This is a genomic window from Arthrobacter terricola (assembly GCF_004354015.1).
GTDB classification, from domain to species: Bacteria; Actinomycetota; Actinomycetes; order Actinomycetales; family Micrococcaceae; genus Arthrobacter; species Arthrobacter terricola.
On record NZ_SMRU01000055.1, the window covers coordinates 1 to 19,448 of the forward strand.

Genomic DNA, 19,448 nt, shown 5'->3' on the forward strand with positions numbered 1-19,448 from the left:
CCCAAGGTCCCGCCGTCGGCAGGTTCCAGGTCCGAAAGCAGACCCCACTGGCCGGTGGGTTGCAGCGCCGCGCTGAACGGGTCGACCACCACCGTCAGGTGCCTGGCCGCGGCCTCTTCGACCAGCGTGCCGATCGCGGACACCCACGGGTCCCGGCGGCCACGCCATTCTTCCCGCCCGGACACCGGCCGGTCAATGACCCGGACCGCGACGCCCTTGATGCCCAGACCGGCCACGGCGTCCAGCCTTTCCGCCGCCGCGCCGATCCCCAAGCTCTCGTAGCCCGGAATGCTGCGGTGGGCCTTTACGGAGTGGGGGTCTGCGGTGATATCCACGTCCAGTGCCTGCAGGAAGTTTTCCGGTGAGACGGTCACCTGCGCGTTTTCCGTCAACCGACGGCTGAGGCCTGCACGCACGAGTGTTTCCAACGTTTTCAAATCGATCCAATCCCCCTCGAATCCAATGCCGCCGACGGCGGCATTGGAGCGTCCAGGACCGGGGTCTGGGGCGCACCGGTCCTGGCCGCGAGCACCAAAATATGACGTACGCCACAGTATGTGCAAACGCTTACGCACAGATGTCATTTACCTCACCGGACCACCGGGGCGGCAGTGAGGCGGCGCCAAGGGGTCCGTCCGGGCAATCTGTAACCCCCGGCAAGGAGGCCGTTTTTCGCGGCCTCTGATGCGCATCATCGCTTCACGTGCTCAACGGCTGGATAGAATGTGGGGGAGGGGGTGCGTGCCATGAGCGACAAAGACGGTCTCTCTGCCGATGCGCTGCTTGATGCGCTCAAGGCACTGGCCAATCCCGTGCGCCTGCAGATCATGGATTGGCTCCGCGACCCGGTATCCGAGTTTGCCGATTACGACCCCATTGCGGACCGGATCGAGGTCGGTGTGTGTGTCAGCCACATCCAGGCCAAAATCGGCCTTGCTCAGTCGACAGTCTCGTCCTACATGAGCACCCTGGAACGTGCAGGGCTGGTCCAATCGACCCGCGTAGGCAAATGGACCCACTACAAGCGCAACGAGATGCTGTTGCGTCGCGTGGGGGACAGGGTGGCGGGCATCGCCTAGCAACATATCGACATATCGCGATTTATTGATATGTTGTGCGTGTGAGCACGCAAACTGACTCCCGCGCTTCGGCGCTCATTGTCCACGCCCACCCCGAGACAGTATCGTTTTCCACCGCCCAGGCCCATGCCGCCGCGGAAACCCTACGCGCCCAGGGTTACACGGTCGAGTTCATCGACCTGTACGCCAATGGCTGGGAACCGGTCCTGGACCGCAGCGAGTTTGCCCCGTTCGAGGGGCCGTTCAAGCCGCAGCGCGAACAATGGAACGCCGTGAAGGACGGGATGCTCCCGGCAGACGTCCGCACCGATTTGGACGCGGTGTTCCGGGCGGATCTGCTGGTGCTCTCGTTCCCGTTGTGGTGGTTCTCGCTGCCGGCGATCCTCAAAGGATGGATGGACCGGGTCTTCGTCATGGGCGGCGTCAGCGGCGGGGACCTCGGTGCGTTCGAGCAGGCGGCTTTGACCGGTCGGCGTGCCGTGGTGCTGGCCACGACCGGCGGTTCGGCTGATGCTTTCACCGCCGACGGTGCCTTCGGTGACATCAACGATTTCCTCTTCCACATCCACCGCGGAATGTTTGAGTTCGTCGGTTACGACGCTCTTGAGCCCGTCATCACCTACGGCCCGGCCCACCTGGACGATGCCCGGCGGGCAGAAGCGCTCCGCCAGGTGCGCCACACTTTCGGCAACATTCACCACCGCCCGTTGGCGGCTTCCACTCGTTACCTGGACCTGACCGCCACCCGGTAGCCATCACATCACCACATCCGCGGACAGTGCATTACGCACGTCCGCAGTTCAACTGCGCCCATCCGGACCTCCCGGATACCGCTCCAGAAAGGGACACCCACCATGACCGCGAATACTTTGCTCGCGACCAGGGCGGCGGAACGGCTCACCGCCCGCCAGCGTCTGGCCGTCGCCGTGCTGCTCACGGCAAACTTCACCCTCGCCGTCGACTTCTCCGTCCTCAACGTCGCCCTGCCGCACATCGGCCGCGACCTGGGCTTCACCACCGCGAACCTGCAATGGATCGTCACCGCGTTCGCCCTCTGCGCGGCAGGTTTCACCCTGTTCTTCGGCCGTGTCGCGGACCTGTTCGGCCGCAAACGCCTGTTCATCCTGGGCATCATCCTCCTCGGCGCTTCCTCGCTCGTCGCGGGCCTCGCCGTCGAACCCGTGCTGCTGCTGAGCGCCCGTGTCGGGCAGGGCCTCGCCACCGCAATGGTTACCCCGGCAGCCTTGTCGCTGCTGACCACCATGTTCGCCGAAGGGCCCGCCCGTGCCCGAATCCTGGGCCTTAGCGGTGCCCTTATGGCCGCGGGCTTCACGACCGGTGCCGCCCTCGGCGGTGTGCTCGCCGGTCTGGTGAGCTGGCGTTGGGCCTTCTTCATCAACGTTGTCGTCGCGCTTTTCGTTCTGGCCACCGCCCCGTTCGTGCTGACCGACACGCCCACCCAACGCCGCCCGCGCCTGGACACCCCCGGCGCGGTCACCGTCACCCTGGCCTTGGTCGCCCTCGTCTTCGGCATCACGACCGCCGGTGAAACCGGATGGGCGAACCCGCTGGCCTGGGGCGCGATTCTCGCGGCCCTGGTCCTGTTCGCGGTCTTCCTGCGGATCGAATCCACCGTCGCCGAACCCCTCGTCGCCCCTGCCCTGCTCAAGCGCCGGAACATCGCCTGGGGCAACTTCGCCGGGCTCCTGGCCTTCGCGACCGAAACCTCCCTCGTCTTCCCGCTCACCCTGTACCTGCAGGAAACCCTCGGCTTCAACGCCGTCACCGCAGGCCTGATCTTCGCCTGGCTTGGCATCGGGACCGTCTTGGGCGGCCTCATCGCCCCGAAAGTCATCGGCAAGACCAACTCCAAGACCGCGATTGTCATCGGCTTCATCGTCCAGGGCTCCGCGACCCTGCCGCTGGCGTTCGTCACGGACCACCAGGCCTGGGTGATCCCGCTGCTGGCCGTCACCTTCATCGGCGGCGTCGCAAACCTTGTCGCGATCGTCGGCTACACCGTCGCCTCCACCACTGGCGTCCCGGCCGAACAGCAGGGACTCGCCACCGGCCTGATCACCATGAGCCAGCAGGTCGGCATCACCCTAGGCACGCCCGTCATGTCGGCCATCGTCACCGCGTTCGCCGCCTCCACGCTGCTGCCAGGGCTCCAGGCAGCCATCGGGATCAACGCCATCATCTGCCTCGTGTCCGCGATCGTGGTCGCGCTCTTCCTGCGCCTGCCGGCAGCGGCCAAAACCGCGGCCTGAGCACACTGCCGCCCAGGTGCAGCGGGGGCTGCCGCGGAATGCGGCCCGTCACCTGAGGACACCCTTGCGGCCAGCAAGGCACACAGCGAGCCCCCGCGGCGTGAACACGTGCGGGGGCTCGCTAGCCTTCCTCCATCAATAGGTGAGTCGGCTTCAGGTCCGGTGCCGGGAATGGAGCCGCAGCCTCGATGTCATACCCGGGGTCGATCTGTCCGAGGGACCGTTATGGTTACCGGTTCTGGTTTGGCGCCGACCACCGACCGTGATCCCCGGCGTTTGCCGCCGGGTGAATGGACTGCGTGGAATCCTGCCGCGGCGAGGAGCAGGAGGACCGCGCCGAGAAGGGCTGGGGCGTGGATGGAAAGCCCGGTGGTTGTTGCTCCTGCGGCTGCTCCGGTGGCGATGCCGGTGTTGAAGGCGACAACGGCGGCTCCGGAGGCCAAGGGGCGGTGACTTGCGGCCCGCTCGAGCATTTCTGTTTGGACCAGGGTCGGGAGCAGACCGAAGCAGGTCCCCGCCAGCACGGAGGCCGTGATGGTTGTTGCCGGTCCCGGGATGAAGGCGGCGGCAGCCAAGTTGATGGCTTCGGCGGCGACGACAAAAGTTGCGCGTCGCAGCCGGTGCCATCCGGCGATGGTCCCCGAGAACACGGTGGCGATGATGACTGCCGCCCCGTAGGAGGCGAGGGCCAGGGGCGCGGGCACGGTGTCGGCGGCAGCTGCAGGGGCCAGGAAGGTGTACCAGGAGAAATGCCCAGCCAAGGCGAGAGCGAAAACGGCGGCCAGTCCGTACACGCCGCGGGCCGGGGTGTGTGCCTCGTCGTTGTTGCCCTCGAGTTCACTGGGCACAGGGCGGGGCGCGAAGAGGATGGAGAAGAAAACGCCGGCGGCTGCCACAGCGATCGGTATCCGCCAGTTCAGGGTCGCCAGCGCCTCGGAGACGGGAACGCCCGCAGCCAGGGCGAAACCGTTGCCCAGCAGGACTCTGGCGACGGCTTTGCCGGTGTTTTGGGATGCTGCCGCGGCCGCTAGGGCGAGGACGAGGGGAAAGAACGCGCCGTGGGCCACCCCGTTCAGGGCACGCAGGAAAAGATAGGAGGGCAGATCGGGTGCCGCGGCGGTGGCCAGGCCCAGGACCGTGAAGATTGCGCCGACGAGGACGGTGGCTTTGCGCGGGTCGAAGCGTAGCGCAAGGCCGGACAGGGGTAGCGCGAGGATTGCCGTGCTCAGGGCGTACAGGCTGGAGCCTGCGGCCGCGGATCCGATGTCGGTGTTCAGTGAGCCGGCGATGTGCGTGAGGGCGCCCGCGGGTGCCATTTCGACGGTGACTGCGAAGAAGACGGCCAGGGGCAAGGCCACGGTTGCCCGTAGCCTCGCCCCCGCGGTGTCAGATGGCACGTTCGGCCTCGGGTAGTTCCGGTATCCGGGCCGGGAGCACCCGGGTGACGTGCCCGGGGTAGGTGCGGATACTGAGGATATGGGTGGTTGTGGTCGCGGTAAGGGCGCCTGATTGCAGGGCGGGGGCGAGCAGCAGGCTCCCGGGTTTCAGGGTTTCCCCGGCGACGGTGGCTGTTCCGGAGAGCAGGAGCAGCGCTTCGTGGACTCCCTGGGTGCCCAGACGGAGTTCCTGGCCGGGGGCGAGGGTCCAGTGTTCGATGGCTTCCGTTTCGCTGTGCAGCATGCCGCGGCGGATCAGGCAGCTCCAGTAATCGTCCGTGTCGACGGTGCTGATGATCATGGCCGGGTGATCCGCAGCTCGACGGTGAACAGTTCGACGCCGGTTTCCGGTGTGAACGTGGCCGTGGCACCGGCAGGGACCAGGAACGCGGTGGGGGCTTCTATGTGTGCCGTGGACCCTGGGAAGGCAAGTTCGGCAGTTCCCTGGTTGAGGAACCCGGCGATTTCGGTGGTTTCTTCACCGAGGGTGAGGACTTGTCCGGTGGTGAGGGTGCGGCGTTCGACGGCGGTGAGCGGGCCGTCAAAGATGCCTTGGGTGTCGAATCTTGGTGCCGTGTTGAGGTCGAAGATCTGTGCGGGCATGGGTGCGGTCTCCGTGTGGTCGGTGCCGTTCAGGGCGTTCTGGGTGCGGGGTGTGAGCGTCTCGATGACCCACCAGTTCAGGGCGGTGTTCCCGGTGTTGCGCAGGCCGTGGGTGTTCCCGGGTGTGGTGAGGGCGAGTGTGCCCCGGCGAACGGGATGCGGGGCGCCGTTGAGGAAGAATTCTCCGTTCCCGTCCAGGATGAGGTAGATCTCCTCGGTGCGGGTGTGGCGGTGTTCGCCGGAGACTGCCCCGGGCGGCAGGGTGGCCCATTCGACTGCCTCTGTCGGGGAGGCCAGTTCGCGGCGGGTGTAGAAGGCTTTCCAGCCGGTCTGGCCTTCTGCGCCGTGGACGCCGAGAACGGTGGCATGCCCTGCCGGGGTGCGCGGCCTGGGCGGGGCGCTTGTCAGGGTGTTCATACGGCGGCGCCTTCGAACTGGGCTGCCGAGGCCAGGATTTCCAGGGCCGCGGCGATGTCCGCGGGGGTGAGGTCGTTGACGAACACGGCAGCCCCGATGCCGACCGGGAGGGGGAGCCGCTGGAGGCCGTTGCGGTGCCGGGTCGTGTCGGCCAGGCCTTCGAGCAGGTTCCCCACCGTCATGGCCGGGTGGGATACCGGCAGGCCGAGCTTGCCCATGACGGTGAACACCCGACGGGCTTGTTCTGCGGAGACCAGACCGCGGTGGACGCTGATGGCGGTGGTCAGTGCCATGTCGAGGCAGACGGCTTCCCCGTGCAGGAGTTCGGGGAGGGCTTTCATTTCGACGGTCGGTGAGAAGCTGTGGCCGTAGTCGACAAGCCGTTCAAGGTTCTGCTCCCACAGGTTGGGTTCGAGTTCTTCGAGCATCCCGGCGATGGCCCGGTCGATGATCTGCTGCTCGGCGTCACTGTGTTGCTGGAACCGGCCGGCACGGGCCGAGGCGCCGTGTTCTTCCAGCAGGGAGAAAAGGTCCCGGTCCTTGATGAGTGCGATCTTGAGGATCTCGGCGAGCCCGTTTGAGACGTGCCGTGCACCGAGACTGGCCAGGAACGAGGTGTCCAGGAGACTGCGTGAGGCGGCAAAATAGGTGCCGATCTTGTTTTTGCCGGCCTGGAAGTTCACCCCGGTTTTGACACCGACGCTGGCATCTACGATGCCGATCAAGGTGGTGGGGACCCGGACGAAAGGGGTGTTCCGGCGGTAGATGCTGCAGGCGAAACCGACGATGTCGGTCAGGACGCCGCCGCCGATGGCGATCACCGGTTCACGCCGGCGGTCCAGTTTGAAGGATTCGATCGCTTCCAGGACGGTCTCGACGGCAATCCAGCGTTTGTTGCTTTCCCCGTGAGGCAGGACGAGGATCCGGTGTTCGGTCAGGTTGGCTTCGGCGTAGGCGCGGATCTTTTCTCCGTAGAGGGCATCAACTGTGGTGTCCGTGACAATGAGACGGCGGGAACCGTATTCGCCGTCGATGAGGGTCGGGTTGGCCGGGTCGAGGATGTCAAACGTCGTTTCAACGCGGTAGTTCACGTCCTGTTGTGCAGAGACGGTCCAGGATCGGTTGTTCGTGGTCATGTCAGGCCTCTCGTATGGTGGAACGTCGGGTGCCGAAGGGGTTCAGGGACCGCAGGGCATTGTTGGCGGGCGTTTCGACCAGCCGCCAGAGCAGCCACGCGGCCGCCAGGCTCACGGCGAAGGACGCAAGGATGATCCCGGCAGCGGGTAAAGCCTGCAGGGGGTCCGGGCCTAGGATGGCCCGTGTCGCGGTCAGGACGATGTCGTGGACCATGTAGAAGGCGAAGGAGAGCTCTCCGAGCCGCACGGCAGCCGGTGAAGCAAGGATCCTCGGTGGTGCCGGTTCCTGTGCTGCCGCGATGACCAGCACTGCGACCGGCAGGACGTAGGCGACATCCATCTGCCAGGGCAGCGGCACGAAGAGGCTGACCGCGTATCCGGCGGCGGCGAACACGGCCGCCGGCCTGAGCGGAATCCGCGGGATGAGTCCTTCGAGGACGGCGCGGGCGGCGAGCATGCCGAGGGCGAATTCGATGAACCTCACCGGAGGCAGTGCGTAGACGGCCCAGATCTGCGGGATGGATGCCCCATGGAGCGGGGATTGAAGGTGGTTCGCGCCGAACTCGGCCCCATAAGGCAGCAGCCCGGCGACCAGGGGCGCCGCGGTGACAAGAAGCACCAGGCCGGCCCCGACGGCGAGCAGCCGCCGGCGGGGAACACGCTTCACGAGCGGAAACGCGAAAGGGAACGCGAGGTAGAAGAACAGTTCCGCCGACAGGGACCAAGAGGGGTGGTTGATGCTGAAGAACGCCGTGTCGGCCGGGATCCATGCATGCAGGAGGAAGAAGTTCGCAACGGCTTCACCCGTGCTCGCTGCCCCCAGCCCGCCGATGGCCAGGGCGGCGAAGAAGGTCACGGCGTGGTTGGGCACGATTTTGGCGATGCGTCGCCAGATGAACCGTCCCGGGGTGTCTCCGGCCCTGGCCGACCAGGCCAGGACGAATCCGGAGAGCACGAAGAAGAACGTCACGCCGAACCAACCGCCGTTTTTCAGGATGAAGCGCAAGGGTTCGACGGCCGGTGCGTCGCCGGCAAAGAAGCGGTTCAGGCTCAGGTGGAAGGCGAAGACGAGCAACGCGGCGTAGAAGCGCAGCCCGGTCAGGGCGTCCAGGCGGCGGACGCCCGCCGGTGCCTGGGTTGTTGTTTCAGGCAAGAGGGATGCTCTGGGCATGGGTGAACACTCCTTTCGGGTCGTAGGTGGCGCGTGCGCGCTTTAGGCGGGGCAAGTTGTCCTTGTAGTAGAGCTGGAACGCGTTCTGCCCCGAGGTGTTCCAGGCACGGTCGTTGAGGTCAACGTCGGCGTAGTTCACGAAGGCGCCGTCCGCGTTCTCGTTGGGTGCGGGTACGCCGCCGGTGGTGGAGAACATGTTCCTGTAGGTGGTGCGGGTCCAGGCGACGTTGGCGTCATCGTCTTCCGGGTTGTCCCAGATGGAGACGACCTGGAACTTGATGATCGAGTCACGCTGCGGGACGGCGGTCGCCACCGTGGAGACCTGGTTCACGGCGCCGCCGTAGGAGGCAATCATCAACAGGGCAGTCGGGTTGGAGATGGCGGGATCGTTCAGGCCCCGGTAGGCGGCAGAAATGGCTTCGGGGGTGTAGCTTCGGCGAAGATAGGCCGACTTGCCTTTGAAGCGGCGGGTCGAGTCCGGGCCGGTGAACCCGCTCCACTGGGTCGCCTGCAGCCAAGGAACGAGCCTGTGCTGGACAACCTTTGGCGCTGGGACTCCGGCGGAGACGGCGGCGAGGTAGCGGTCAAGGACGCCGGTCGCGTCCGGTGTTGCCGCATCGACGATGGTGTCCATCGTGATCGAACCGTTGGAACGGTGCCAGGTTTTCAGCTGGGCGAACAGTTTGGCTTCCGGGGTCCCGGGAGCGGAGTGGGTTTCGTGCCAGCGGCCGTGGTTGTTGAGCAGACGGGTGAACGCGGCCTCGTCGATGGAGGCCCAGTCCCAGGCCACGGTGCTGAGCCAGACGTGGCGCGGCGGGGAGGGCAGGGCGTTTTCGGGCTGGTCGCCGCTCGCTGAGGGGGAACGCAGCCAGTACCGTGTGGCGATGCCGAAGTTCCCTCCGCCGCCGCCTGTGTGTGCCCACCACAGCTCGTGGTGCGGGTCCCGGGGGTCGCGGGTACCGCGGCTGACCGCGACGGTCCCGTCCGCCCGGACGTGGACTGCTTCCACAGCCAGCAGGTGGTCCACGACGAGTCCGTCGCGGCGGTTCATGCTCCCGTAACCGCCCCCGGCTATGTGTCCGCCGGCCCCGACGGTGGGGCAGTTTCCTGCCGGAGCGTACACGCCCCACTGCTTGTAGAGCAGCTGGTAGACGAGGCCCAGTTGCGCGCCTGCCCCGACTTCGAACGCTTTCATTTCCGGATCCCAGCGGACCTGGTCCATCGCCGCTAGGTCAATGATTGCCTTGATGTCGCCGTTGGCGACAAAGCCCTCATAGCAGTGCCCGCCGCTGCGGGCCGAGGGGCGAAGATTCAGGCCCAGGACGGTGCGCAGTTCCTGGGCGACCTCGTCGGTGGTTGTGGGGAAGGCGATCCTTTGGGCGGCGCCCTTCCAGCGCAGGTTGGTGCCTTGCAGCAGGTCCTCGTACTGTTCCGACCCCGGGGTGATCACACGGTGCGGGGTGCGGGTTGTTCCGGACGGCGCGGCATTGGCGCCTGGGGCGATGCTGCTCAGGGCGAAGGCGCCTGCGAGAGCGCCCCCGGCCCCCAGGAAGGTGCGGCGGGAAGAAGCGGTGCTCATGCGAACGCTCCGATCGTAATCGGTGCCCGGAGCGCGGAGGCGCCGGCTTCGTAGGGAAGGGTTCCGTCGGGCATGTTGATCACTTCGAGTTGCAGACCGAAAGGAGAGTCAAGGTACACCCACCGGTCACCGGCTATCGGGCCGTCGGTGATGGTTTCCGGTGCCCCTCGTGGGACGTACCGGGTGGCCGCGGCTAGGGACGCCAGGGAGGCATCGATGTCGTCGGAGTGAAATGCCACATGGTGCCCGCCCGGGTCGCTGTTCGCCGGACGGGGCGCGGGGGAGTGGCCGTGAAGGACCGCCAGGGGCGCGCCGTGATCCCCTGCGAGCACAGTTCCCGAGGCTCCGAAAGCAGTCACCGCCTCCACTTCGCGGAGACCGAAGGTTCCGGTGAATTCGGTGAGTGCCCTGTCGTGGTCGTACCGGTTCAGGCAGACCGCGCCGAGAAGCTGCTCCGCTGGACCGTGCTGGATGGCCAGATGGATGCCCGAGGGCAGGCCCATCTCGTAGCCGGGCACGGGGTGCTCGACGGGGCGCACCACCGCGTCCTCGTTGAACAGCCGGGAAATGATTCGTTCCGGCGTGGGGGTCCGCAGCAGCAGGAAGAACGTTCCTGCCGCGCCTGGAGGCGAGGTCCAGGAACGTTGTGCGGCGCCGGCATAGTCGAAGAGTTCGAGGTTGGTTCCGAGCACGTTCAGGGCGGCAATACGCAAGGTGCAGCTGCCGCGTGCACCGAGCTTGGCGGACATCCACCCGGGTTCAGGGTCCCGGATCGGGCCCTCGATATAGCAGAGGCCGGCGCCGAGCGCGTTCCTCAGGTCGTGGATCGCGTCCTCCAGCGATCCGACGGTCAGACCGAAATGGTCAATGCCGCGTGTGCGGGCACGGTTCATCATTCCCCCTATGTTTTTCGTGCAATTGACGCCGTTGTGCGGCGGGGCCCCGCCGGATGGTGCGGGTTGGTGGTCTTAGAGGTTGGTTCCGCCCGTGGCGTCAACGGTCTGTCCGGTGACCCAGCGGCCGTCGTCGGAGGCGAGGAACGCGACGATGCTCGCGATGTCCTCGGGCTGGCCGACACGGCCCAGTGCCGTGCTCGCGGAGACGCCGTCGATGGCGTCCTGGTTGCCGCGCAGCCAGGACGCGTTGATGTCGGTGTCCACGACGCCCGGGGCCACGGCGTTGACGGTGATCCCGCGGGGACCGAGGTGCTTGGCCAGGGTCAGGGTGAAGGCGTCGATGGCGCCCTTGGTCAGGGCGTAGCCGATGATTTCCGGGAAGGCGATGCGGGTCACGCCGGAGGAGATGTTCACGATCCGGCCGCCGTCGGCGAGGCGCGGCAGGGCTTCCTTGACGATGAAATACGGGGCGTTGACGTTCACGGCCTGCTGGGCGAGGAAATCCTCGCGGCTGAAGTCTTCAATCGCCCCGCGGAGGGTGACCCCGGCGTTGTTGACCAGGACCTTCAAGGACTGGCCGATCACCCCCGCGCCTGCCGCGGCCTTGTCGAAGGAGGCCCAGAAGTCCTCCGCCGCGGTGCCGGCAGCGAGATCGGCACGGAAAGCGAACGCCTTGCCCCCGGCGTCCTCGATGGCGGCGACCGTGGCGTCCGCGGCGTCGGTGTCGCGCCCGTAGTGGATCCCGACCGTGAATCCGTCGGCGGCGAGGCGGGAAGCAATCGCGGCACCGATTCCGCGGCTGGCACCCGTTACAACAGCAATCTGGTCTTTGTTTGTTTCGCTCATGAGTGAGATACTTACATACGTGTAGCGATCACTACAAGAATTGAGTCGCCCCTGGAGCTGTGAAGCTCGTCACATGCCCACGGCGGTGGCTGGGGAGACTGGAAGTATTGAACGGACGAAAGGGGGCGTCTGGAAACAACAGGCAAACGGAAGGACAACGATGTCAGGCAAAGCAGGTCAAGGGCGCAAATTCAACGTCGAGGACGCCTTGGAGGCGGCCACGCTGGTCTTCTGGGACCACGGCTACGAAGGCGCGTCCCTCTCCGAATTGACCCACGCCATGGGCATCAACCCGCCCAGCCTGTACAAAGCATTCGGGTCTAAGGAAGATCTGTTCTTCTCCGTCGTCGACCACTACAACGCCACCCACGGCAATTTCATGTCGATCGCCTTCGCCGAGGAAGCCACCGGTCTGGCGCTCATGCGCCGCCTGCTGCTCGAAGCAGCCGAACACTACGCCTCGACTTCGTACCCGGGAGGCTGCCTGGTCATCAGCGCCGCCGTGACCGTGACTTCCGCCAACCGGCACGTCGGGGACCGCCTCGCCAAAATGCGCAACGACAACATCGCCGCCATGGCCGAAGCCCTCACCCGCGACCTGAACGCAGGGCTCCTCCCTCAAAACACTGACACCAAGGCCATGGCCGCCTTCGTCGGGGCCACCCTGCAAGGCATGAGTCAGCAAGCCCGCGACGGCGCCACAAAGGCAGACCTCACCCGCATCGCCAACTACGCCATCACCGCCATCGGCGCCTAGCGCAGAGGGTGGACGTTCCATCGCGGACCTTCCGGCCGCCTCGGGGATCCTTCGCCGAAGAAGCCGTCCTGTTCAACTCGTTCGTTCCAGGGCTTTGGATCGGCCCATCACCCCAATCTGACGGCGAATTGAGTGCAGATGTGCGCCCCGAATGACTAGGACACCGGCGACGCCGCGGACGGCGCACCAACGGCCTGCCGACACTAGCTGCCCCGTGGTCGCGCCCCATTCAGCCGTCTGAACGACCGCTGGTTCGGTTCAGTAGACTGCTGCCCCTGAATGGCCCTGGCCGTGGGGTAGCATCGGAGCCTGTTTCGCTGTTTCACCACTGGGGGTTGATGAGTGTGACTATGCCTGTCGTTGAGATGGACCTGGAGGTCCGCGGCTATGGCGGCCGATACCGGCGGGGTGACTCCTTGACCGGGGCGGAGGCCTTGCGGGCGGCTAAGGAGCCGTGGCAGGTCATGTCGGCGACTCGGGTCGGGGCCGCCATCACGATCAGGACCTGGTACTGCGACCGGCTCATGGTGTCCCGTTGTCGGGGAAACGCTGCGAGTCTTTACCGCCGCAGAAAGCATCTCGGGGATGCATTCGACCAGTACATTCACATGGTGCTGGTCCACACAGGCGCAGTCACCGTCCGCCAGGGCGGCAGGGAAGCCATCGCCGGTCCACGCGACATCGTCACGCTCCTGCCCCGATCCATCTTCGAAGGCCACAACCTCGACGGCACCGATGCGACGCTGCTCCAGATCCCGATTGTCTTTCTGGAATACCGCGGAATCGACACAGACCAGCTGGAGGCTGCGGCCTGGTCCGGCGGCCTGATGGTTGACGCGCTGCGGGACCTCGTCAACGGGGGCCTGGCTCTTGCAGAGGGCGAAGGTGCGCATCAGGCGCCCTACATGGAACAGGCGGTTCTCGAACTGGCTACCGGGCTCTTGTCCGCCTACTTCATCGGTTACAGCAGGAACGATGATCTTTCCAGGTCGAACAGGGACCGGGTTCTTGAACTGGTGGAGGACGGGTTCGCGGACCCTGCTTTCGACATCGACCACCTGGCGACTGCGCTTGGTGCCAGCCGGCGTTACGTCTACCGGCTCTTTGAGGGGCGCAAAGTCTCCGTGGCTTCGATCATCAAATCCAGGCGCCTTGACGAGGCGGAAATGCTTCTGCGGACTCTTCCGGAAGAAACGGCACTGAACCGGATCGCCCGCGTGTCCGGCTTTGCAAGCAGCACTTCCCTGAATCGAGCCTTCAAGGAACGCAACGGGATCACTCCAACCCAGTACCGCAGTAACTATTCGACCGACCGCTGACACAAATCCGCGCAGAACACGTTTTCTTGGATACCCGGAATCACGGTTTGTGCAACCCGTTGTTCCGATCTGTGCCAATCAGCCCTCCCCGCTCCCTGTTCGTCACGAGGTCACGTCGCGTTCCCTCAGGATTGACTTCGATGTGCTTCCGCCCGGGGAAAAGACCTCGGTGATGTCAACGGCGACCTGCGAAGAGGCTGATCGACAATCGGAGGGGGAACCATGAGGAAACGCGCGCAACATTCTGCCGGAACCGCGGCTTTGGCATGGCGGAGCTGAACAGTGGTCCTGGACACGACAACCCTCCGGGTGGCGTTCGCCGTGGTGGCCTCGACCCTGGGAATTCTGTTCTACCTCGCCGAGTTCCGGACCACCCGGTCGCCGTACAGCGCGTGGTGGTGCGTTTCGCTGGCCCTGTTTCTCGCGGGCTCCGCAGCACTCCTCCTGGGCGGGACCCCGTACCGCTGGTGGGCGGAGCCGGCAGGTAACGCTTTGCTCGTGGCCGGCGCATCGGCCATCTGGGCCAGCGCCCGCTCCCTGAGGGCGCTGCGGCCCCATGCCGGACTGCTTGTCGCGGGGCCTCTGCTCGCCGGGACCGCGGCGATGCTGGACTCTCCGGCATCAAACCCGATGGCGGGAGACCCGGCATACCTGGCACTGATGTGCGTGATGATCGGGCTTGCCGCACGGGAGTTGTGGTTGGGCGGGCTGGAAGTCTCTACCATCCGTGCGTCGATGGCCATCGCCGCGGCGTCGGTCTCCGCCTTCTACTTGTGCCGCCTCGCCGTGTTCGGGTTCGACTCTCCCAGGGGGACCCTGTACAACACCTGCTTTGACGCGGGGGCCGCCGCACTTGTCGGGATGGCTTTTCTGTCCGTCGCCTCATTCAGCATGTTCGCGCTCAGCGCCGAAGCGCGGGCCAGGGTCCTCAGGACCGCAGCCGCACAGGACGGACTTACAGGCCTCCTGAACCGGACCGGCTTCCTTGAGGGTGCCTGCCAGGAACTGCAAAAGATTCGGCCCGGCGGACGGCAAGGATGCTTGGTCCTGGCGGATCTTGATCATTTCAAAGTAGTCAACGACGACCACGGACATGCGGCAGGAGACACCGCCCTGAAGGCATTCGCGAACGCCTGCCGGGCCTCGGTTCGATCCAGCGACCTGATCGGACGGCTCGGCGGCGAAGAGTTCATCCTTCTCCTGCCCGGCGCTGGCACCACGCGGGCACAGGAAATCGTCGCGTCAATCAGTACACGCCTTGAAGCCGCCGGTACCTCCGCCCTGTTCCCCATGCCCACGGCGAGCTACGGCATCATCTCCATCGGGCCGGAAAGAAACGATCTGGATGAACTCATCGCGGCCGCGGACTCAGCGTTGTACGAGGCGAAACGTCGAGGCCGCAACCGCGCGGTCATCGGAGGCAACCAATGACCGCACATCATCAACCAGCCGGCAGCGCATGTCCGGCGTGGTTCGCCTGCCCGCGCAGACTCGGCCGATCACCACTGTTTCCACAAGAAAGGAACCATCAATGAATGAACGACGCTTACCGATCCACAAACTGATCCGGAGCACGGTCGTCGCGGCCACCACCGCAGTGGCCCTGGCCTTTGCGCCCGTCACGGCGGCGTTCGCCGACCAAGGGCCGCTGTACGCCCCGGTCGACCAGCCCGGCCCGGCGCTTTCCGTGCCCCAGAACCTGCTGGGCGCCAGCCTTGAGTGCTCCGCGAATGTCAGCGGCGCCTCCCGCGACGTGGTGCTGCTGATCCCCGGAACCACCCTCACCCCGGAGACCAACTTCGACGGGAACTGGTTCCAGGCCCTGGACAAACTGAACTGGCCGTACTGCTCCGTGACACTACCGGAGAACGCGATGAACGACATCCAGGTCTCGGCCGAGTACATTGTCAACGCGATCCGACAGGTGAACGCGGCCAGCGGCCGGAAGGTCGACCTGCTCGGCTTCAGCCAGGGCGGCCTTGCACCCCGCTTCGCGCTGCGTTTCTGGCCCGACACCCGTGCCATGGTCGATGACTACGTTGCCTTGGGGGCCACCAACCACGGCAGCCTGACCGTAGACGGCATGTGCGCCGCCGGTTGCGCGCCCGCGCTGCAGCAACAGCGGCTCAACTCCGCCTTCACCCAGGCAACCAACTCCTACCAGGAAACCTTCGCCGGCATCTCCTACACGGACATCTACTCCCACACCGACCAGTTCGTCACACCGAACCTGAACGATTCCGGAACCACATCGATGCACGGCGGCGGGGGCAGCATCACCAATGTCGCCCTGCAGGATGTCTGCCCGCTCAACGCCGCCGACCATCTGGCCACCGGCACCTATGATCCGGTCGCGTACGCCCTGGCCATCGATGCGCTCTCCCACGACGGGCCAGCAGATCCCGATCGGGTCCCGGCGTCCACCTGCACCAAACTGTTCATGCCGGGAGTGGATCCTATGACTTTCCCCGGCAAGTACGTCGACCTGTGGAACAACGTCCTCGCCCAACTCGTCGCGTACCCGCACGTCGGAACCGAACCGGCCCTCAAGCCGTACGTCTACGCCCAGCCCTGAGCTGGTCTGGAAGGACTGAGCTGACGGGCTAGGTGCGCAGATGATTGAGGCATGCTCACATGCCTTCAGCTGCTCGGACCAGAACACAAAGAAGTCCCGCAGGAATGGGGGCAATCCTGCGGGACTTCTTCGTGGAGCGCATCCGATTTTGATGTCTGTAGACGACACATTGTGCCGCGGTCGGTGCCCGCGCCGTCGGTTTCAATGGGCTCCTTGTCCAGCTTCTTGGCCAACGGGGCCTGTCAGCTGTTGGCGCCGTCGTTCGCTTCGACGCCGTTCGGCTCAAGGTCGATCATGGGGGAACGCTTTTCGAAGTACCAGAAGGTCAGCAGGCCCACGGCGCACCCGATGAACCAGCTGTAGTTGCCGATCCATGTGGCGTCGACGGTGGTTGCTCCTGCGTCGAGGAGGGCCTTGGGGATCAGCACCGACGCAATGGAAACCACCCCGCTGATCGCAACTGCCTTGACGGCGTTGGGGTTGTACCCGTTGCGGAACCAGTACTTGCCGCTGGGCTTCATGGTGTACATGTCCTCAACCCACACCTTCTGCTTGCCCACGAGGTAGTAACCGGCAATCAGGATCCCGAAGAGCGGCCCGATCAGCGCGCCCAGCACGCCGAGCGTGTAATGGATGGCGTCGTCGTTCGAATACCAGTTCCAGGGGGTCAGGATGACGGATCCGACGGCGGCGATCATGCCGCCCATTCGCCAGCTGACTTTCTGGGGGCTCACGTTGGAGAAGTCGAACGCCGGCGAAATGAAGTTGGCCACGATGTTGATGCCGACGGTAGCGATGACGAACGTCAAACCGCCCAGCAGGACAGCGAACACGGAGTCGATTTCCTGCACGGTTTTGACCGGATCCGTGATCAGGTGGCCGAACACGGGGATGGTAGCTGACGCCGTCACAACGGTCAGAAGGGAGAAGAACAGGAAGTTGACGGGCAGTCCGAGGAGGTTGCCTTTCTTTACTGCCTTGAAGCTCTTGCCGTAGCGGGCGAAGTCGCCGAAGTTCAGCATAGGCCCCGAGAAATAGGACACGACCAGGGCGACGGCGGAGATCATGACCGGGATGGATGCCGCGAAGTCCAACGGCTTGCCGGCCGAAAGGTCGAGGCTGATGTTCCCGATTCCGGCTTTGGACACTAAGTAGACGGCCAGGACCATCATGACAACATACACAGCCGGTCCGGCGAAGTCGATGAATTTGCGGATGCTTTCCATGCCATTCCAGAACAGTGCGGCCTGCGCCACCCAGAGGATCCCGTAGCAGATCCAGCCCAGAGCGGAGAGTCCGAGGAATCCATACCGGTGGACGTCGTACAACGGTTTCATGGCAGGGAAGAACTTCAGGAAGACGATGACGAGGGCTTCGGAGGCCAGGAAGGTCTGCACGCCGTACCAGGCCACGGCAATGAGTCCGCGGATGATGGCCGGAATGTTGGCGCCTTTGACTCCGAAGACGGCCCTGTTGATCACCGGGTACGGAACGCCGGTCTGTTGGCTGGGTTTCGCGACCAGATTGCAGAAAACTTGGACGATCACGATGCCTGCCAGCAAGGCGATAAGGACCTGCCAGCTAGCCAGGCCCAGGGCGAAGAGGCTTCCGGCTGTCACGTACCCGCCGATGCTGTGCACGTCGGACATCCAGAACGCGAACAGGTTGTAGCTGCCCCACCGCTGGTGTTCCAGGGGCATCAGGTCTTCGTTGCTCAGCCGCGGATCACGGTTGGCAGGGCTGTCGATCGGGGCGCCGGGAGCGGTTTCGTGCGGACCGGTTTGCTCCGGGGCGAGTTGTGCTTCGGACATATTTTTTCCTCGAATCAGGGTTTCCACGACAGAGTCAGTCGTTTCACAAGTCCAATTCAATGGAACGGATGTTTCAGTGCCGTTTCCGTGCCGCTAACTGTTCTTTACGCTTTCTTGGGGAGTCCGCGTCCGAGAGGAAATCCGGCTAACGGCGCTCGATCTCTCCCAGACCATCGAAGACACCGGTGATCTTCCTGACCCGCTCCCTGCCTTTGCGCCCAGATGCGGCCATCACTCCGTTCGCGAGCACACTCATCAGGCTCATGGCCGAGGCGTAGCTGTCGAACGCTCCGCTGCCCTCCACGGGGCACTCGATCCACACCGATGCGCTGCCTGCCAGCCACCGGCCACTCGGATCGCCGATGAGGACAGTGGTGGCGCCGGTGGCTGCGGCGGCCCTTAAGGCCCTCTCAAAGGTGGCGGGCCTGCGGCGGAAACCGAGAAAGACTACGACGTCCTTGCCGTCCAGCCCTGCCAGTTCCTCTCCCAGGCTTTGGCCGGGCTGGGGGGCCACATGGACCGAGGAACGGCACTGCAGGAGCTGCTGACGCAGATGGAGGGCCAGTGGGAAGCTGTTCCGGAATCCGATCAGCAGAACGTTCCCGGCTTCGACCAACTGCCGGCTCAGCGCGAGGAGACGCGCGTCGTCAAGAGAGCCCCAAAGACGATCCAGGTTATCCTGTTCAACCGCGCGGTGACGGGGGAGCCCGCCGTCGGGCCCCTGCGAAGCGAGCGGCACATCGCTGGACCGGAGGCTGCGGGTGTGCTCCTTGACTTCATTGAAGTTTGCGAAGCCCAGATGGCGGAAGAGCCGGCTCATGGTCGCTTTGGAAACGCCGCTGAGCCCGGCGAGTTCGGCCGCGTTGTAGACGGCCAGATCGCCCAGCCGGTCCAACAACGTGTCGGCGGCCTTCTGCTCCTGAGGCCCCAGTTCCGCATAGTGCTTTTCGATTCGCTCCTCAATCCTCATGAAACAACCGTCTCACGATCAGGGAGAAGCATGGTTGTTCCCAGACCGTCGGCTGCCGGTCGTTCAGAGCTTGGTCCCGCCGGTGGCGGCGAGAAACTGTCCGGTGACCCATGACCGTCATTGGAAGCGAGGAACACGTCGATGCCTACGATGTCCCGGTCCGGGACAGTGCCCGCGGAGACGCCGTCGATGGCGCCCTCGTGCGGCTGCAGCCGCGGATCCCCGGCGCCCGAGCCGGGCAATGACGGTCGACGGCGGAGACGAAGCTGCCGCAGTCCCGGGCATCCCGTTACCTTTTTCGTGGCCCCTAAATGAGTAAGAATCGGGGTTGCTGGCCTGTCGGGCCCGGCATGATCTTGTCCCCCAGTCGACCATGATCCGGGGGGTGTTGTCACCGGGTTCCGATAGGCGCCAGGGGATCGCTAATGGGGACCAGACCAGCCGCAGACCTTACCGCGGGAGGCCGGCCGTAACGTGGATGCCGAACTCTGGGGCCGCAGGACATGCCAGCGCTGTTAGATCGGAACGGAATTCTGGGGGTTATTGCGTGATCAAGGACCACGAATCCGTCGATGTCTTCATC

19 protein-coding genes are annotated in these 19,448 nt (G+C 65.1%); 8 read left to right on the plus strand and 11 right to left on the minus strand.

What is annotated here, in order from left to right:
- On the minus strand, positions 1–416 hold a 416-nt coding region (locus E1809_RS25150; RefSeq protein WP_133206960.1), incomplete at its 3' end, for a hypothetical protein.
- A 330-nt stretch (positions 417–746) separates the two neighbouring features.
- Between E1809_RS25150 and E1809_RS25155 the strand changes: the two genes are divergently transcribed.
- The 3 genes from E1809_RS25155 to E1809_RS25165 all read left to right on the plus strand — a co-directional run bounded on the left by E1809_RS25155 (position 747) and on the right by E1809_RS25165 (position 3,349).
- A complete protein-coding gene (locus E1809_RS25155; RefSeq protein WP_133206961.1) occupies positions 747–1,079 on the plus strand; it encodes an ArsR/SmtB family transcription factor in 333 nt (110 codons plus the stop codon).
- 41 nt (positions 1,080–1,120) lie between these two features.
- The gene (locus E1809_RS25160; RefSeq protein ID WP_133206962.1) at positions 1,121–1,831 is read left to right on the plus strand and encodes an NAD(P)H-dependent oxidoreductase; all 711 of its coding nucleotides are present in this window, start codon (positions 1,121–1,123) and stop codon (positions 1,829–1,831) included.
- Positions 1,832–1,933: 102 nt separating this feature from the next.
- Positions 1,934–3,349, plus strand: coding sequence for an MFS transporter (locus E1809_RS25165; protein ID WP_133206963.1), 1,416 nt, complete (start codon positions 1,934–1,936; stop codon positions 3,347–3,349).
- Between the two features lie 191 nt (positions 3,350–3,540).
- Here the strand turns inward: E1809_RS25165 and E1809_RS25170 are convergent, their stop codons facing one another.
- The 8 genes from E1809_RS25170 to E1809_RS25205 all read right to left on the minus strand — a co-directional run bounded on the left by E1809_RS25170 (position 3,541) and on the right by E1809_RS25205 (position 11,433).
- The gene (locus E1809_RS25170) at positions 3,541–4,746 is read right to left on the minus strand and encodes an MFS transporter (protein ID WP_133206964.1); all 1,206 of its coding nucleotides are present in this window, start codon (positions 4,744–4,746) and stop codon (positions 3,541–3,543) included.
- Positions 4,736–5,086: a cupin domain-containing protein gene (locus E1809_RS25175; protein ID WP_133206965.1), complete on the minus strand. Its 351-nt coding sequence runs from the start codon at positions 5,084–5,086 to the stop codon at positions 4,736–4,738. Before E1809_RS25175 ends, E1809_RS25170 begins: the two co-directional genes overlap by 11 nt.
- Complete coding sequence (locus E1809_RS25180; protein WP_133206966.1) at positions 5,083–5,805, minus strand: cupin domain-containing protein; 723 nt, start codon at positions 5,803–5,805, stop codon at positions 5,083–5,085. Before E1809_RS25180 ends, E1809_RS25175 begins: the two co-directional genes overlap by 4 nt.
- On the minus strand, positions 5,802–6,941 hold the full coding sequence (locus E1809_RS25185) for a sedoheptulose 7-phosphate cyclase (protein WP_133206967.1): 1,140 nt from the start codon (positions 6,939–6,941) through the stop codon (positions 5,802–5,804). Before E1809_RS25185 ends, E1809_RS25180 begins: the two co-directional genes overlap by 4 nt.
- Before the next feature lies 1 nt (position 6,942).
- Complete coding sequence (locus E1809_RS25190) at positions 6,943–8,112, minus strand: acyltransferase family protein (RefSeq protein WP_133206968.1); 1,170 nt, start codon at positions 8,110–8,112, stop codon at positions 6,943–6,945.
- On the minus strand, positions 8,087–9,691 hold the full coding sequence (locus tag E1809_RS25195; protein WP_133206969.1) for an FAD-binding oxidoreductase: 1,605 nt from the start codon (positions 9,689–9,691) through the stop codon (positions 8,087–8,089). Before E1809_RS25195 ends, E1809_RS25190 begins: the two co-directional genes overlap by 26 nt.
- Positions 9,688–10,587 (minus strand): VOC family protein, encoded by a 900-nt coding sequence (locus E1809_RS25200; RefSeq protein WP_133206970.1) that lies wholly within the window; start codon positions 10,585–10,587, stop codon positions 9,688–9,690. The genes E1809_RS25195 and E1809_RS25200 overlap by 4 nt, the downstream gene beginning before the upstream one ends.
- A gap of 72 nt (positions 10,588–10,659) precedes the next feature.
- The gene (locus tag E1809_RS25205; protein ID WP_133206971.1) at positions 10,660–11,433 is read right to left on the minus strand and encodes an SDR family oxidoreductase; all 774 of its coding nucleotides are present in this window, start codon (positions 11,431–11,433) and stop codon (positions 10,660–10,662) included.
- A 160-nt stretch (positions 11,434–11,593) separates the two neighbouring features.
- Between E1809_RS25205 and E1809_RS25210 the strand changes: the two genes are divergently transcribed.
- The 4 genes from E1809_RS25210 (at position 11,594) to E1809_RS25225 (ending at position 16,084) form a co-directional block, all read left to right on the plus strand.
- Positions 11,594–12,190 (plus strand): TetR/AcrR family transcriptional regulator, encoded by a 597-nt coding sequence (locus tag E1809_RS25210; protein ID WP_133206972.1) that lies wholly within the window; start codon positions 11,594–11,596, stop codon positions 12,188–12,190.
- Between the two features lie 350 nt (positions 12,191–12,540).
- On the plus strand, positions 12,541–13,509 hold the full coding sequence (locus E1809_RS25215) for a helix-turn-helix domain-containing protein (RefSeq protein ID WP_165962497.1): 969 nt from the start codon (positions 12,541–12,543) through the stop codon (positions 13,507–13,509).
- A 282-nt stretch (positions 13,510–13,791) separates the two neighbouring features.
- Positions 13,792–14,940, plus strand: a complete 1,149-nt coding sequence (locus E1809_RS25220; RefSeq protein WP_133206974.1) for a GGDEF domain-containing protein — start codon at positions 13,792–13,794, stop codon at positions 14,938–14,940.
- 100 nt (positions 14,941–15,040) lie between these two features.
- Complete coding sequence (locus E1809_RS25225; protein ID WP_133206975.1) at positions 15,041–16,084, plus strand: esterase/lipase family protein; 1,044 nt, start codon at positions 15,041–15,043, stop codon at positions 16,082–16,084.
- Between the two features lie 242 nt (positions 16,085–16,326).
- Here the strand turns inward: E1809_RS25225 and E1809_RS25230 are convergent, their stop codons facing one another.
- Complete coding sequence (locus E1809_RS25230; RefSeq protein WP_133206976.1) at positions 16,327–17,895, minus strand: NCS1 family nucleobase:cation symporter-1; 1,569 nt, start codon at positions 17,893–17,895, stop codon at positions 16,327–16,329.
- A gap of 145 nt (positions 17,896–18,040) precedes the next feature.
- On the minus strand, positions 18,041–18,865 hold the full coding sequence (locus tag E1809_RS25235) for a MurR/RpiR family transcriptional regulator (protein ID WP_133206977.1): 825 nt from the start codon (positions 18,863–18,865) through the stop codon (positions 18,041–18,043).
- A gap of 110 nt (positions 18,866–18,975) precedes the next feature.
- Between E1809_RS25235 and E1809_RS27830 the strand changes: the two genes are divergently transcribed.
- Positions 18,976–19,110 (plus strand): hypothetical protein, encoded by a 135-nt coding sequence (locus E1809_RS27830; RefSeq protein ID WP_268908737.1) that lies wholly within the window; start codon positions 18,976–18,978, stop codon positions 19,108–19,110.
- The last annotated feature ends 338 nt before the right edge of the window (positions 19,111–19,448 follow it).